15 protein-coding genes are annotated in these 14865 nt (G+C 52.0%); 8 read left to right on the plus strand and 7 right to left on the minus strand.

Annotation, left to right across the window (positions count from 1 at the left end):
* Window positions 1-104: 104 nt before the first annotated feature.
* Complete coding sequence (gene purT / locus EPYR_RS07950) at window positions 105-1283, minus strand: formate-dependent phosphoribosylglycinamide formyltransferase (RefSeq protein ID WP_012667887.1); 1179 nt, start codon at window positions 1281-1283, stop codon at window positions 105-107.
* 138 nt (window positions 1284-1421) lie between these two features.
* Between purT and EPYR_RS07955 the strand changes: the two genes are divergently transcribed.
* Complete coding sequence (locus tag EPYR_RS07955) at window positions 1422-1721, plus strand: YebG family protein (RefSeq protein ID WP_012667888.1); 300 nt, start codon at window positions 1422-1424, stop codon at window positions 1719-1721.
* A gap of 41 nt (window positions 1722-1762) precedes the next feature.
* Here EPYR_RS07955 and EPYR_RS07960 read toward each other — a convergent pair whose 3' ends face one another.
* A complete protein-coding gene (locus EPYR_RS07960) occupies window positions 1763-2575 on the minus strand; it encodes a sugar phosphate isomerase/epimerase family protein (protein ID WP_012667889.1) in 813 nt (270 codons plus the stop codon).
* Between the two features lie 254 nt (window positions 2576-2829).
* On the opposite strand from EPYR_RS07960, the gene EPYR_RS07965 reads away from it, so the two are divergent.
* Window positions 2830-4890, plus strand: coding sequence for a S9 family peptidase (locus EPYR_RS07965; RefSeq protein ID WP_012667890.1), 2061 nt, complete (start codon window positions 2830-2832; stop codon window positions 4888-4890).
* On the opposite strand, the gene exoX is transcribed toward EPYR_RS07965, so the two are convergent.
* Together exoX and EPYR_RS07975 are read right to left on the minus strand one after the other, a co-directional pair.
* Complete coding sequence (exoX, locus tag EPYR_RS07970) at window positions 4887-5552, minus strand: exodeoxyribonuclease X (protein ID WP_012667891.1); 666 nt, start codon at window positions 5550-5552, stop codon at window positions 4887-4889. The two genes, EPYR_RS07965 and exoX, sit on opposite strands and share 4 nt — an antisense overlap.
* A 145-nt stretch (window positions 5553-5697) precedes the next feature.
* Window positions 5698-5928, minus strand: a complete 231-nt coding sequence (locus EPYR_RS07975; RefSeq protein WP_012667892.1) for a DNA polymerase III subunit theta — start codon at window positions 5926-5928, stop codon at window positions 5698-5700.
* Window positions 5929-6134: 206 nt separating this feature from the next.
* On the opposite strand from EPYR_RS07975, the gene EPYR_RS07980 reads away from it, so the two are divergent.
* The 5 genes from EPYR_RS07980 to EPYR_RS08005 all read left to right on the plus strand — a co-directional run bounded on the left by EPYR_RS07980 (window position 6135) and on the right by EPYR_RS08005 (window position 10479).
* On the plus strand, window positions 6135-6392 hold the full coding sequence (locus EPYR_RS07980; RefSeq protein ID WP_012667893.1) for a hypothetical protein: 258 nt from the start codon (window positions 6135-6137) through the stop codon (window positions 6390-6392).
* A 49-nt stretch (window positions 6393-6441) separates the two neighbouring features.
* A complete protein-coding gene (locus EPYR_RS07985; protein WP_012667894.1) occupies window positions 6442-6777 on the plus strand; it encodes a DUF2511 domain-containing protein in 336 nt (111 codons plus the stop codon).
* 465 nt (window positions 6778-7242) lie between these two features.
* Entirely contained in the window at window positions 7243-8283 is a 1041-nt protein-coding gene (locus tag EPYR_RS07990; protein WP_012667895.1) for a TIGR04086 family membrane protein, read from the plus strand.
* 582 nt (window positions 8284-8865) lie between these two features.
* On the plus strand, window positions 8866-9534 hold the full coding sequence (locus tag EPYR_RS08000) for a 2OG-Fe dioxygenase family protein (RefSeq protein WP_014538856.1): 669 nt from the start codon (window positions 8866-8868) through the stop codon (window positions 9532-9534).
* A gap of 54 nt (window positions 9535-9588) precedes the next feature.
* On the plus strand, window positions 9589-10479 hold the full coding sequence (locus tag EPYR_RS08005) for a LysO family transporter (RefSeq protein WP_012667897.1): 891 nt from the start codon (window positions 9589-9591) through the stop codon (window positions 10477-10479).
* A 176-nt stretch (window positions 10480-10655) separates the two neighbouring features.
* Here EPYR_RS08005 and EPYR_RS08010 read toward each other — a convergent pair whose 3' ends face one another.
* Together EPYR_RS08010 and EPYR_RS08015 are read right to left on the minus strand one after the other, a co-directional pair.
* Window positions 10656-11774 (minus strand): AI-2E family transporter, encoded by a 1119-nt coding sequence (locus EPYR_RS08010; protein WP_012667898.1) that lies wholly within the window; start codon window positions 11772-11774, stop codon window positions 10656-10658.
* A gap of 107 nt (window positions 11775-11881) precedes the next feature.
* Window positions 11882-12685, minus strand: a complete 804-nt coding sequence (locus EPYR_RS08015) for a spermidine synthase (RefSeq protein ID WP_012667899.1) — start codon at window positions 12683-12685, stop codon at window positions 11882-11884.
* A 216-nt stretch (window positions 12686-12901) separates the two neighbouring features.
* Here EPYR_RS08015 and EPYR_RS08020 point away from each other — a divergent pair, with 216 nt between their 5' ends.
* Complete coding sequence (locus EPYR_RS08020; RefSeq protein ID WP_012667900.1) at window positions 12902-13195, plus strand: hypothetical protein; 294 nt, start codon at window positions 12902-12904, stop codon at window positions 13193-13195.
* A 190-nt stretch (window positions 13196-13385) separates the two neighbouring features.
* Here EPYR_RS08020 and rsmF read toward each other — a convergent pair whose 3' ends face one another.
* The gene (rsmF, locus tag EPYR_RS08025) at window positions 13386-14831 is read right to left on the minus strand and encodes a 16S rRNA (cytosine(1407)-C(5))-methyltransferase RsmF (protein ID WP_414738038.1); all 1446 of its coding nucleotides are present in this window, start codon (window positions 14829-14831) and stop codon (window positions 13386-13388) included.
* Window positions 14832-14865: the final 34 nt, after the last annotated feature.

The raw sequence follows: 14865 nt of genomic DNA on the forward strand, positions 1-14865 counted from the left end.
GCCGATGCGCTGGAAACAGGGGATGACCATCACATTACCCAACTGGCACGGCAGGCAGTATCTGGGGCGAAGATTTGATTCGCCCCCGGTAGCGCCGGTAGCTATCAGCCACTGACGTTGACGCCGGCGGCAGCCGTTGTGGCGCGCTGTACCGCATCCTCAATATCACTCCCGGTTGCCAGCACGACGCCTAAACGGCGTTTACCCTGGATTTCCGGCTTGCCAAACAGACGAACCTGCAGACCCGCGCCGACTGCGGCTGAAAGGTTGGCAAAATGAACGTTATCACTGTGTAGCTCCGGCAGGATAACCGCCGATGCCGCCGGCCCATATTGACGTATTGCCCCCACCGGCAGACCGAGGAAAGCGCGAACGTGCAGGGCGAACTCAGAAACATCCTGTGAAATTAAGGTGACCATGCCGGTATCGTGCGGGCGCGGTGACACTTCACTGAACACCACCTCATCACCACAGACAAATAGCTCCACGCCAAAAAGGCCGTGACCACCGAGAGCCGCCACGACCTTTTCGGCAATCTGCCGGGCGCGCTGCAGGGCCAGCTGGCTCATCTGCTGTGGCTGCCACGACTCACGATAATCGCCATCCTCCTGGCGATGGCCAATGGGCGCGCAAAAATGAATACCATCCACGGCACTGATGGTCAGCAGGGTGATTTCAAAATCGAATTTCACCACGCCTTCAACAATCACGCGCCCGGCACCTGCACGGCCACCCTGCTGAGCATATTCCCAGGCGTTGGCCAGCTGTGCGGCCTTGCGGATAAAGCTCTGGCCTTTGCCGGAGGAGCTCATCACCGGCTTAATAATGCACGGGAAGCCAATAGCTTGTGCTGCGGAACAAAATGCATCATAACTGTCGGCGAAGCGATAGTCCGAAGTGGGAAGCTGCAACTCTTCTGCCGCCAGGCGGCGAATGCCCTCCCGATTCATAGTTAACCGTGCGGCGCGGGCGGTGGGAACCACATTTTGGCCCTGTTTTTCCAGTTCGACCAGCATATCCGTGGCGATGGCTTCAATTTCAGGCACCACAAAATCCGGCTTTTCTTTAGCTATCAGCGCTGCCAGAGCCGCGCCATCCAGCATATTGATCACATAACTGCGATGGGCAACCTGCATGGCCGGGGCATCCGCGTAGCGATCTACCGCGATCGTTTCCACGCCCAAACGCTGACATTCCAGCGCCACTTCTTTGCCCAGTTCACCCGATCCTAACAGCATTACGCGCGTTGCATTCGGGCGCAGAGCGGTTCCAAGAGTTGTCATCATCGCCACCTGAGTAGATTAAAAAAAACCGCAGCAGTATAAACGAAAACGTTTGCGTGTTCATCCGTCATCCGGCGCTTGAGGAAAAAAAGCCATGCTGCTATACTGTATAAAAACACAGTTAAACAGGGCGAAATTATGGCTGTCGAAATTCAATATATCGTCGTCAGAAAAGGTGAAGAAAAGATGACGTTTGCCAGTAAAAAAGAGGCGGATGCCTACGACAAAATGCTCGATATGGCCGAAGTGTTCTCTGACTGGCTGGCGGCCAGTCCGCTGGACATGGAGGATCAGCAGAACGAATCGCTGGGGCTTTTTATGGCGGAAAACAAAGACGTGCTGCAGCAGATCCTGCGCACCGGCAGGCTGCCTGATGAAAACGCCGCCGATAAAAGCGACGACGTGAGCGAAAGCAAACTGCGGGCGGTAGCGGGCTGAGTGCACCAGGACGGGCCAGCTGGCGTGGCCATCTGGCCGGGTTACATCAGCTGGCGTAACGCCGCCATCGCCGCCTTTGCGGTGATAACGGGATCGGCCTGATGCAGCCGATCGTTGAAGACTTCAAGTCCGATTGGCCCTTGGTATCCAATTTGTTGCAGGCGCTCTAGTAGCGCCCGCAACGGATAGTGGCCTTCGCCTGGCAGCAGGCGGTCATGGCGGGCAACCTTTTTTAACTGTTGCGCATCCGGCTGGGTATCCAGATCCGACAATTGCACCAGGAATATCTTGCCGGCCGGGATGCCTTCCAGATCTGCCAGCGTTCTTTGCAAAACAAAGATATGGAATGCGTCGACCACCAGCCCCAGATTGGGTGCATTGATGCGCTTCACCAGCTGCCATGCTGCGGCGATGTTGTTAATGTGCCGGCTCCACGCCATCGCTTCATAGGCCACGCGCAGATGGTGGCGTGCCGCCTGCTGTACCAGCCAGCGTAAATCTTCTTCTGTTCGCTGCTGACAACATGCGGGATGAGTCGAAGCAGGGACCAGTAGCGTAGTGGCTCCCAATCGTTGTGCGGTTGACATCATCTCCAGGGCTTCGTTACGCTTATTATTGCGCATCTCATCCGGTGCGCCATCAAAGTCCATCAACACCTGGTAATCCGTCAATGATAACGCCAGCCGTGAGCAGAGATTGGCCAGGCCAGCAGCGCCCATTGCTGCTGTTGCCACATCCTGCTGCCACAGTTCCACCTGCTGAAACCCCGCCGCAGCGGCCGCGCGTAATTTCTCTTCGCTACTACCGCCAAGCAGAATAGTATTGATAAATAATGGGTTGTCTGAAAGCTTCACCGTCGTTTCCTTATTTTTTTTCTTGCTGCTTTCAGGGTAGAAGCCAATAACGGCTGGCGCAAACCCGCCTTTTACATGATGTGCGCGCATTAAGATGACGTGTTATCGTCTTTGCCTCCTTTGACATTTCCTTACGTCGCTGTTGAGACGCCCGGTGATCGACGTCAATCGTTCCACTGGCGCATTATCTTTACTTGGCAATCTGCCAGCCAGGTGTCAACCTGACCTACCTGAACTCACATTGCGAACGAAATATGACGCCACCAAAAGCAAAGAAAATACCCCATGTTATGACCTTGCATGGCGATACGCGCACCGACAACTATTACTGGCTGCGTGACGATCGACGTGAAGATCCGCAGGTGCTGGCGCACCTTAGCGCTGAAAACGACTTTTGTCTGCAGCAGCTTCAGCCGCAACAGGCACTCCAGGCGCAGTTGCTAAAGGAGATCGTTGGGCGTATACCGGCGCGGGATCATTCCGTGCCCTATGTTAAAAGCGGCTTCCGCTATCAAAGTCGCTATGAGGAAGGCAACGAATATACCCTGTATACCCGTCAGCCAGCGGACACCCTCACGCCGGAAGTCTGGGACACGCTGCTGGATGGTAACCAGCGTGCTGCCGACAGCGAGTTTTATACCCTGGGTGGCGTGGCCATCAGCCCGGATAACCAGACAATGGCGGTGGCCGAAGACTTTCTGTCGCGCAGGGTATATGCCATTCGTCTACGTCATTTGCACAGCGGCGAGTGGTATCCCGAGGTGCTGGAGGGCGTCTCCTCCAGCATGGCCTGGTCTGGCGATTCACAGACGCTCTATTATGTGCTGAAGGATAAACAGACTTTGCTGCCTTATCAGGTATGGCGGCATTCGCTCGGTACTCCACAGCAGCAGGACCAGCTGGTGTATGAAGAGCAGGATGACACTTTTTATGTCGGCCTTGATAAGACCACCTCAGAGCAGTTTATTACTATCGTACTTGGCAGCAGCACCACCAGCGAAGTCATGCTGCTGGATGCGCAGCAGGCCAATGCGCAGCCGCAGCGGTTTAGCGCACGTCGTAAAGACCATGAATACAGCGTCGATCACTATCAGGGCAATTTCTATATACGTTCTAATCGCGACGGTAAGAACTTTGCTCTGTATCGCAGCGCAGAGGCTGATGAACATCAGTGGCAGACGGTGATCCCTGCGCGTGACGATATCGTACTGGAAGATTATTCCCTGTTCCGCGACTGGCTGGTCGTTGAAGAGCGTCAGCACGGATTATCCAGCCTGCGCCAGATCCACTGGCAAAGCGGCAGAAGCTACACGATTGCCTTTGACGATCCGGCTTATGTCACCTGGATTGGTTACAACCCCAGCCCTGAAACCAGCAAGCTGCGCTATGGCTATTCGTCAATGACCACCCCGGACACGCTGTATGAACGCGATCTGGATAGCGGTGAGCGGCAGGTTCTGAAGCAGACAGAAGTAAAAGGTTTTGACGCCTTATTGTATCGTAGCGAGCACCACTGGATGACCATGCGCGACGGGGTCGAAGTGCCGGTTTCGCTGGTTTATCGCCGGGACTGCTATCAGCCGGGAACCAACCCGCTGCTGGTTTATGGCTATGGCTCCTACGGCAGCAGTATGGATGCCGACTTCAGCGCCAGCCGTCTCAGTCTGCTCGACCGTGGGTTCGTCTATGCTCTGACGCATATCCGGGGCGGAGGGGAAATGGGGCAACGCTGGTATGACGACGGACGCCTGTTCAACAAGATGAACACCTTCCATGACTTCATTGATATTACCGATGCGCTGGTGGCGAGAAACTACGGTGACGCGCAAAAACTTTACGCAATGGGGGGCAGCGCCGGGGGCTTACTGATGGGCGCGGTGATCAACATGGTGCCGAACCGTTTCCACGGAGTGGTCGCGCAGGTGCCATTTGTGGACGTGCTGACCACCATGCTGGATGAAACCATACCCCTCACCACCGGTGAATATGACGAGTGGGGAAATCCGGCCGATGAGCCATATTATCGCTACATCCGGCAGTACAGCCCGTATGACAACGTGGTAGCGCAGTCTTACCCGCACCTGCTGGTTACTACCGGGCTGCATGATCCCCAGGTGCAGTATTGGGAGCCGGCAAAATGGGTGGCGAAGCTGCGCGAGTTGAAAACCGACGACCATCTGCTGCTGCTGCACACCGAAATGGATGCCGGCCACGGCGGCAAATCCGGGCGCTTCAAGGCTCATGAAGGATTAGTGATGGAATATGCCTTTCTGATCGCGCTGGCGACGGGCCTGCTGGCCAGCCAGGTGGTTTAATCGGACTCGCTTAATGCCCGCTGCATGGCGCTGCGTAAGTCGGGTTTGAGATCCGGGATTTTTTTTAGCATCCACTGTAAATAGCCCGGATCTTTTTTCGCCACATCGTCAACCTTTTGTCCGCGATATTTGCCAAAAGGAAAACAGCTACTCGACCCCTTAACCTGCATCCGGCGCAGCATTTCCGCAGCATCCCAGCCGCTGAACGACATAATACGCATCAATAGCGCAGCGGTGACGTAGCAGTCATATAATGCCCGGTGAGCGTGTAAATCGGCTGGTGGTGAAACCTCCAGTTGCAGAGACTGGCGTAGCGCTTCATTTGTGTATTTCAGGCCAGGCCATAAGCGGCGCGCTAAGGTCATGGTGCAAATCCAATCCCCGTGCATTTCAGGCAGCATGCGGCGGTCAAAGCTGGCGTTGTGTGCTACATAGAAGGGGCTGCCGTGATAGCGGCCTATCGCCTGTTCTATGGCCGGTTTTCCCCTCACCATCGCCTCGGTGATTTTATGGACGGCCATGGCCTGACGGCTGATTGGCCGGTCAGGTGAGATAAGATCGCTCATTGGATTGAGGATCTGTCCACTGATAACGTCAACCGAAGCCACTTCAACCACTCCGCCCTGCAGGCCACAGGTTTCCGTGTCTATAACCCTGAACATAGCTTCTCCCGATGATAAAACTGACGTGCAGGGTAACGAAAAGGCTCCTGCTTGCCAATGGTCAGCCGCACGCCGGATACTGATTATCTGTTTACTCGTACCAGCAGCTGACCACTGGTTGCTATCGCGTGAATAAATGGCACCGTTATTTTTGTTTAGGTTCGTACGGCAGCCTTGAGAGCGAAAGCGAAGCCTGACGATAGTGCATCAGGCGCTGTCGAAACCAGTCACGCAGTGCTTCCGGCTGTTCACGTTCAACTATTTCGGCGACGATCGGCATATTATACCGCTCTTTGAAAGCCACTCCGGCGGCGGCCAGGTCTACGTTGACCTTATCTTTTTCTTCCTGTGGCAATGTGGCCAGGTTGTAGCTCATGATGTATCCCCCCAGTTTGAGGCAGAAAATAATGCACAAAGCACGGATTAGCAAGCCTGCTGACCGTTGATTGCTGGCGTTACCTCGACACTGCTTTTTAAGCGGAGTATTCTTTTGCCCTCTGGCAGCAAGCCGCTGCATCGCCTGTAAGGATCAATGCGAATTAGGGGTATTATCCTGGGGCGTTATCTGCACAGGTCGTGCTGATGCCGCTGGCCTGGGCGGGAATAGTTAGCGTAATTCTCGCACCTTTGCGCTTGCACGCTGCTCTTAGCCAAAGCCTGATGCGCTTTTCGCGCTATGGCCATATTGCGCTGGGGCTGGCGCTGATCGGTGGGGCGCACGGGCAACAGCAGTTTATCACCACTACCCTGGTGGAAATCATTCTGGCTGCAGCGGTGCTGTTGACCGTAAGCGGGTTTGCCTGGCTGGAACCGGCCCAGGCCATTAGCCGGGCAGGCTAAATTATTCACCCTTCAGATTTAAGTGATATCGTTTGAGGTACAGAACAAAATGAAAAAGTTGGCATTAGCATGCCTGGCACTGGGCATCAGCAGCAGCGCAGTGGCCGGTATTGAAACCGTAAGCCGTTTCGATATGGGTAAAAACGACTGGCCATTCACGCGTGAAGAGATGATGCTGAGCTGCGAGAAGGGCAACATACTGTTTGCTATTAACGACGGCACGCTGGTGCAGTATCCATTAAATGCCGCAGCCGAAGCCAAAGTGCAGGCGGGCCAGATGAAGGGAGTGCCCATAGCGAAGGTTCTGGCAGACGACCCATACCATCCCGGACAGAAAAAAAGTCTGGCACCGATTGTGGCCCGTGCCGCGAAGCTCTGTCACTGAGGCCGTCAACGGGCGTGCCTTAAGCCTTGAGATGCAGCGGTCACAGGGTAGTATCATGCCTCAAATTTGTAGCCGCCATCACAATGCTAATGATTGTACGCCTTGCCGTTTATCGTCAGCTGGAATTCCTCCGCTGCTGGTCTATCTTAAAAGTACCAGGCCACAACGGCTGCAAGAACACCCACTTTTAGCGCACGGCTCTGTCAAGAGCCATTACCTTGGACTGAAGACAGGATTTGTCTTCAGTCTTTTTTTTGCCTGATAAATATCTTAATTATCCCTGATGTAAGTTAACGATTGATAAATCCATCTCCGGCCACGTCATTAACCTTGCGCGTTTTACCGTCATTAACGATTAGAAAAAATTCACAAATATTTCAGCTGATTCCGGGAAGAAACCAAATTGACATCTATACTGTTAACGCTGAAAGCAGTTATTGATTGTTATATAAACCGGAGTGAGAAATGGAACTTAGAAACGAACTGGCAATGACTAAACGCGTCTCCTGGGGCAGTATTATCGCTGGCGTAGTGACCGCAATAGCTGTATCACTTCTGCTTACTACCCTCGGGACAAGCCTCGGCTTATCGATGTTGTCGCCAAAATCAGATGATATTGTTAATGGTGCAGACACGGCCGTATTGGCCTGGTCTGTTATTGGGGTCATCATTAGTCTTGCCTGTGGCGGTTTTATTACCGGACGGCTGGCAGGTGCTGATGGTGCTATTCACGGCTTTCTGATTTGGGCGACCTCATTATTGGTGGCCACCATTCTTGGATTTGCTGCCGTTGGTGGCGTATTAAATACGGCCGGTAACGCGGTGGGCGGCATTGCCTCTGCAACCGGAAGCATGGCGAGTGGGATCGGGAGTGTTGCCGGACAAGCCGCTCAGGGCGCGGGCAATATGGGTGAGAAGATTTACGGCCGCCTTGGGCTGAATACCAAGTTGCAATCCCAGGATGCCGATCAACAGGTTATGGAAGCCCTGAAAAAAAGCGGCATCAAAGAACTCCAGCCTGAGTATCTGCAGTCACAGCTTGAAGCGGCGGGCGACGATTTAGCCAGTGCGGCTAAAAACCTGGCGAGTCATCCAGAAAACAGTGATGCCATCGTTAATTCACTGACCGAAAAACTAAAAAGTCGCGCTGAAACCATTGGTCATTCCGTAGACAAAAATGATGTGAAAAAGGCTCTGACGGAAAATACCTCGATGACGCCGGAGCAAGCGGATAAAGCAGTAGATAACTTTATTCAGACTCGTGATAAAGCGGTGCAGCAGGTTGACCAACGTATTTCGCAGTTGGAAGATAATATCAATCAGGCCAAAACGCAGTACGCTGAGCTGAAACAGCAGGCTAAAGAAAAAGCCGATGCGGCAGCCAAAGCCGGTGCGAAAGTGGCTCTTTGGTCCTTCTTCGGTTTATTGATTGGCGCCATTGTGAGTACGCTGAGCGGTTTGTGGGGCGTTAATACTCTGCCAGGCCAAAGAAAGATTAAGGCTTAATCATCATTTGCTCAGTCACCGTATTGTGCCAGCACCTTAATACAGATGGTGTGGCAAGTCGGTGGGCTGCTACCCGGCCCGGTTTAATACCGGGCCGAATCCTCCCGGACTGAACAGGGTACCCCCGGCGTTTAAGCCACTCCAGACGTTATCTTCCCCCGCCTACTATGGTATCGCCCACAGGACGACTTTTCTGCCATGCGGCTGACCAAAACGTTTATCCCTCTCTGTTTTTACGGCACCTTTGAGTCGGGGCTAACCATCTTAAGATGGCGCTTGATGGTGGAAAGTCCCCACATAAGCATTAAGGTGAACAAAAATCAGCCATACGTTCTGCTAATGAAACGAGCCGGGGTGGTTATAAAATTTGCTTATGGATGAAATAAATTTATGATACTCCATATATCAATTTAACCCCAGGTTAACAATTTTTACATATTGACACAAAGTCTCCGATGGAAGAATATTAATTTTTCTTAACTTTAGTATTGAAGAGATTGAGTTATGTTTACCTTACACAAAGATGGATTTTCACACTTTAAATCACATGTTACTGTTTCAGCAGAAGATAAAGGGCTACTTATGCATGAGGTCAGCCTCCTTGAACGAGATGAGCATGCTCCGGCCAGCACTTTACGTTTCAGAAGATATGGCAATGCCATCATTCTCCCGTGGAAAGATAACGAACTTCACTGGCTGCCAACACATAACAAGGATGGTAAAGCGTTTTCTGGCTACGATCAGGGAAGCAACAATCCAGAGCACGGATCCATCCGCTACTTCAATGCGTTAAGTTCAGCATTGAAAAGCACTGATTTTCTGAAAGAACTGATTATCGATGATTTTCAACAAACGTTTGGTTTTGAACACGACCACCTTCCTGTCTATGTCGGTGTGCACCTGGTTAAAGTTCGCTGTGAAAATAATCATCTCCCTGGCTTTAGCTCGCCTGATTGTTTCCATCAGGATGGAGAACCCTTTACGTTCGCCCACTTAGTCAGTCGTAGCTCTAACGCAATAGGCGGCAATAATTACATAGCGGGCGTCAGTGCGCGAAATAAAAAGCTGCACGAAGTGAATCAGGATGAGATTATCCATCGCTTTACCCTTACTGAATTTATGGATAGTTTCTCCGTGTGTGATGAGATGGTAAGCCACTACGTCGATCACTTATCAATGCAAAGTACGGCTTCACCTGTTGAAAGGGCAATGATACTGATTGATTTTTCTCGCACTGCTCAAAGCATATGATAAAATTAATGCGTTAAATAGATCAATATCCGTCCTTAATACAGAAGAATTGCAATGAAAGAATCGTTATTGTCCGTTATTGTCGTGGTCTTACTGTTATCCTCCGGGTATTTTTCGGGGAAAAAACTCAAAGCGAGAATCAGAAATATCCTCCTGAGCAAGATTGGACTGGTGGTATTACTGCTGCTTTTCTGCATGGGAATCGATTTCGGGGCGGTTTTCAGCAACAGAGAGATCGGGGCAGAAATAGTAAAAAGTGCGTTGGTTCTGGCAACTATCCTGTCTGTTTCAACCTTTATTATTTTAGTCAGAAAGAGGGGGGGCGCTTATTCTCATAGCGAACCCACTAATTTCTCCGGACCGGTAAAAGGGTGTATAAAGGCGATACTGTCCTTTGCTGTTGGCGTGATGTTATACCGATTCACTCATTTTTCATTGCAGGATATTCATTTTTCCAGCAACTACATCCTGTACGGCTTAATTTATCTCGTCGGGATGGATCTGGTAAACTTCCGTATTGCTACCGTGCGTTCGGAGATTTTTTTACTGCCGGCTTTAGTCATCGCTGCCAACCTGATTTCGGTACTGGTTTTTTCAACGGTTAGCAATTATTCGTTTGCGGAATCATTAGTTGTCTCAAGTGGATTTGGCTGGTTTTCACTTTCAGGCCCTATGGTGAACATTCTGGTTTCTCCTAAGATGGGCGCAATGGCTTTTATGACTGATTTCTTCAGAGAAATGCTGAGCATTTTCGTGCTGTACTTTTTAGGCAAAAAACAGCCGAGAAGCGCTATTGGTATATCCGGAGCGGCGGCACTGGATTCAGCGTTACCCTTCATAAAAGAGAACTGTCACGAAGAGTTTATCCAGCACGCCATCGTGAGCGGATTTATCTTAACGTTGTTAGCACCCATTTTTATCTCATTAACGGTAGGATTACTCTGACCAGAAAAGGGCTATTGAATAGCCCTTTTCGTATCAGGTTTGATATAGAAATTGATGAATCTTTCAAACGACCGGAAAGACAGGCCTCACGTCGCTCGAAAACCGACATAAGTTAATCCACTATTCAGCCAACGATCTGCAAAAAAAGGGGCCATTAACCGGCCTCGTTCCACGTATTATTGGTGTTCATTCCCGGGGTGATTCTGGCCTTCTTCCATAAAGTCGCTGTCGATTTCATCGGTATTACCTCGGTGATCTCTGCCCGAAAGCAGATTCCAGCAGGAGATAAACAGTGCGGCAATCAACGGCCCGATCACAAAACCATTAATGCCATAAATTTCCATGCCGCCCAGGGTAGAGATCAGAATCAGATAATCGGGCATTTTGGTGTCTTTACCGACCAGAAGAGGGCGCAGAATATTATCCACCAGGCCAATGACCACCACGAAGAAGAATGTCAGCGCCAGCCCTTTGACCATCGCGCCGGAGAATAATAGCCAGATTACCACCGGTAGCCAGATAATCGCCGAGCCTACTGCCGGGATCAGCGACAGGAACGCCATCAGCGATCCCCACAAAATGCTGCCCTGAATGCCGGCACACCAGAAAGCGATCCCGCCCAGTGTTCCCTGCACCACCGCAACCACCACCGTTCCTTTTACCGTCGCGCGGGAAACAGCGGCGAATTTTACAAACAGATGATGTTTGACGAAGCGCGAGAGCGGAATGGCATCCAGCGCCATTCCCACCAGATAAGCGCCATCTTTCAGCAGGAAGAACAGCAAATAAAGCATAATGCCAAAACCGATGGTAAAGCTGAAAGTGCTTTTACCTATCATCATCAGGCTGCCTGCAAAGAACTGACCTCCCTTCATGGCCACACCGGAAAGCTTTTGTTGAATTGCATTGGCATCCGTCAGATTATTCTCTGCGAGGAAATGCCGTAGCCACTCGGGCAGATGGTTCACCACGCTGGAGGCGACCGTGGTCAGTTCGGTCTGATTGGCCTGGATTCGGTTATACAGCGCATTAAATTCAACTGCCAGAGATGAGGCCACCACTGCCAGGGGGATGAAGACAATCAGGCAGATGATTAACAACGTCAACATGGATGCCAGACCGTTTCTGTCGCCGCAGTGCTTGCCGATCTTGCTCTTCAGCGGGTGGAAGATGATGGCCAGAATAGCGGCCCATAAGATGGCGGAAAAATAGGGCCCCAGTATGTGAAGAAAACCCAGCGTGGTTATCGCCAGAATAAAAATAAAAAATCCCTTACTCATGCCCTGAATGATCATTTCATCGTCTCTGTTATTAACTCATACTGGTTGCACGCTAAAAGTAGACTATTGGCAGGCCGAGGGCAATATTGTCCGTCATACCAATAATATACAGGCAGTCACCGTTAACGTTGCGCCGCGCTACCCGGCCAGCGGCTCAGTTTCTGTGCCAGTGAAGTAAAATCGGTGGCAAAGTCTGCCCCGCTGCTGCTCATGAGATGCTGCAGATGATGCAGCGGATGGGTGCAGGGGGTACAGCTGGCAAAGATCACCACATTACCGCTGGGCGCGACAGTGTAGAAAAGGCTGCTATAAATAGCCTGCAGGGCCTGTGAAAAAGGGGGATCCTGCTGCGGTAGGTGGGGATGATTTAGCACCAGCCAGCCCCCGGGTTGCAGCCTGGCGGCGCAGTTGCGTAAAAAGTGTTCCGTTGCCTGTAAAGGTGCAAGAGCGTTGGCATTATAAAGGTCAGAGAAAATCAGCTGATAGCAGCGTTGGCTATTTGGGTCGGCGATAAAGCGTGCGGCATCGTCGATGAAATAACGAATGTTGTCACTTTGCGGCAGGTAAAAATAGTCCTGCGCCACGCTCAGTACAGCCTGACGCAGCTCCACAACATCAACAGCGATACGCGGGTTGCAGGCGAACAATGAGCGTAGCAGGCTACCTCCGCCCAACCCCAGCAGCAGGATTTCTTGCGCCTTGACCAAGGTTCGTGCCATCAGCATGGCGCGAACATAATTATGCACTGGCAGTGCCGCATTGCTTTTCAGCATTTTACTTTGCTCAAAAATCAGGTCAAAGCTCATGCTGCGGAAATCGCGGTTATCAATGACCGTCACAGTGCCGAACTCATCCTGCATCGTGGCTACCTGAGTTCCGCGCAGTTGAAACAGCGTTGAGGAAGAATAGATATCAACGTCGGACATTTTACTTCTCCTGTAAGGTACGGAGTTTGACCGGGGGCCGGTGCAGCAGTCGGCTGCGGTTTTCTTCCTGTTATAGCAGGATTGTATTTTGCATTTACATTTGATGTCGGGCAAATGCTAACTCTGCTTGTACAGATTAGTCTGGCGTTCTACGATGGAGAATGGCCCATTGCTGTGGATACCCATTGTAATGTGAACTGGCCAGGAGCCTGTTGCATGAAAAACGACAAAGAGATTTCCATCGACCAGTTTACCGCAGACGAAAAAATTCTGGTGGAGCAGCGGGTTAAGTTGCTGACTGACAAATTAAGCCATATTGCCAGTAAAAAAGAAGAAAAAGAGATCCTGAAGGAAGCGAAGCGTCTGGTGATGAAAGAACGCGTAACGCGCGAAAGCAGTAAACAGGTGCTGGCTAAAAGGCCGCGCAAGCCGTCAGCGGCAAAAGAAAGCGAAATCAAAGATTTTGACTGGGCCGCTTCGCTGCGTAAAAATCCGCGTGCGTTAAAGTAACTGACCGGGCAGGGCCGTAACCTCGGCTACTGGCTGCTTTCAGCCCTGTCAGTGAACTGCGGTTTGTTTAACTGACGATATTCAGAAGTACCAGACCTGCAACAATCAGTCTGGTGCCGGGGCAAAACCTGCAGCAATATTAACCTGGTACAGATTGCGCGCAGGCGGCCGCGAACCGGCCGCCTGAGGTTTACACGCTGAACAACTTACCATCGCGCACCAGCTCACGCGGATAGGTGTTCTTAATCCGCCTGCCTACCTTCTTGGCTATACCAACAGGTTGCTTTTGGTGGCATATGATCAACTCATCGCCAGGTAAACTGCGCTCGGGATAGATATCGCGACCGCGATACCACTCCTCCGCCTGGTGGCTGTCAAGCTCGAACGCATTAGCGCTGCTGGCATCAGCCAGCGCCACGGCGGCATGATGCTGCCAGCGATAGCCTTTAGTGAATGTTTCCGCCAGCTTCAGGCCAATTCGTGAGAAGCGTACCCGGCCCAGGAGGGGTTCTATCTCTGCGGGAAACAGCCATATCTCTTTGTCGCGCTGCCATAGTTTAAGCTCAGGCCCCCAGCGCAGACCAACCTTAGCCGCTGCGTCATTCACTTCCTGCTGCTGCTGACGGCTTACAGGACTGAAAGGGGGTTTGCCCACCTTGTAGGTCGGTTGCGGCATTTTTGTCACGCTCGCCACTTTACGCAGGCGGGCAACGAAGAAGCCTTCGCTGTCGAAAATGTGTGGAAACACATGCAGGAAACCTTCCGCTGTAGCGACCTGTTCAGCTCCGTTGAACAAGGTGTCCAGAGGCTCTATTTCAACCGCATCCGGATACTGTTCAAGCAGCCAGCGGATCACCTGCTGGTTTTCGCTAAGGTTAAGCGTACAGGTTGAATAAACCAACGTGCCACCGGGGCGCAGGGCGTGGAAAGCGCTGTTGATCAGATCGCGTTGCGTTGCGGCAATCTCTGCCGTGCTGGTTTCGGACCAGTTGCGCAAGGCGTCGGCGTCTTTGCGCACCACCCCTTCGCCGGAGCAGGGCGCATCAAGTAGTACCGCATCAAAGCACTCCGGTAGCGCGGAGCCAAATACCCGCCCGTCGAAGTGGGTCATGGCGGTGTTGCTAACGCCGCAGCGGCTAAGGTTGGCATGCAGCACTTTGACCCGGCTGGCTGAATACTCATTTGCAAGAATGGCTCCGCGATCGCCCATACATGCGGCTATCTGCGTGGTTTTTGAACCAGGCGCTGCCGCCATATCCATAACCCGTTGTGGCATATGACCGCCAGCAAACAGGGCGCTGACCGGCAGCATTGAGCTGGCTTCCTGTATATAGAGCAGCCCGGCCAGGTGCTCCGCCGTGCTGCCGAGCGGCAGCTTATCGGCATCGTCGCGGCTAATCCAGAACCCCTCCGGGCACCATGGGATCGGCGTCAACGCCCACTGATAAGGCTCGACCAGGCGGAGAAAATCATCGACGCTGATTTTTAGCGTATTGACGCGCAGACTGCGGCGCAACGGTTGTTGGCTGATGGCAATAAAGCGCGAAAATTCACTGGCGTCGGGCAGCAGCCGCTGCATTTGTGCAAGAAAGGCTGGCGGAAAAAACACGCGGGAAGTGTGAGACACAGGCTGGATCCACTAAAAAAAAAGTGAACCCAGTTTAGCATAA

It is taken from the genome of Erwinia pyrifoliae DSM 12163, from assembly GCF_000026985.1.
Taxonomy (GTDB): Bacteria; Pseudomonadota; Gammaproteobacteria; order Enterobacterales; family Enterobacteriaceae; genus Erwinia; species Erwinia pyrifoliae.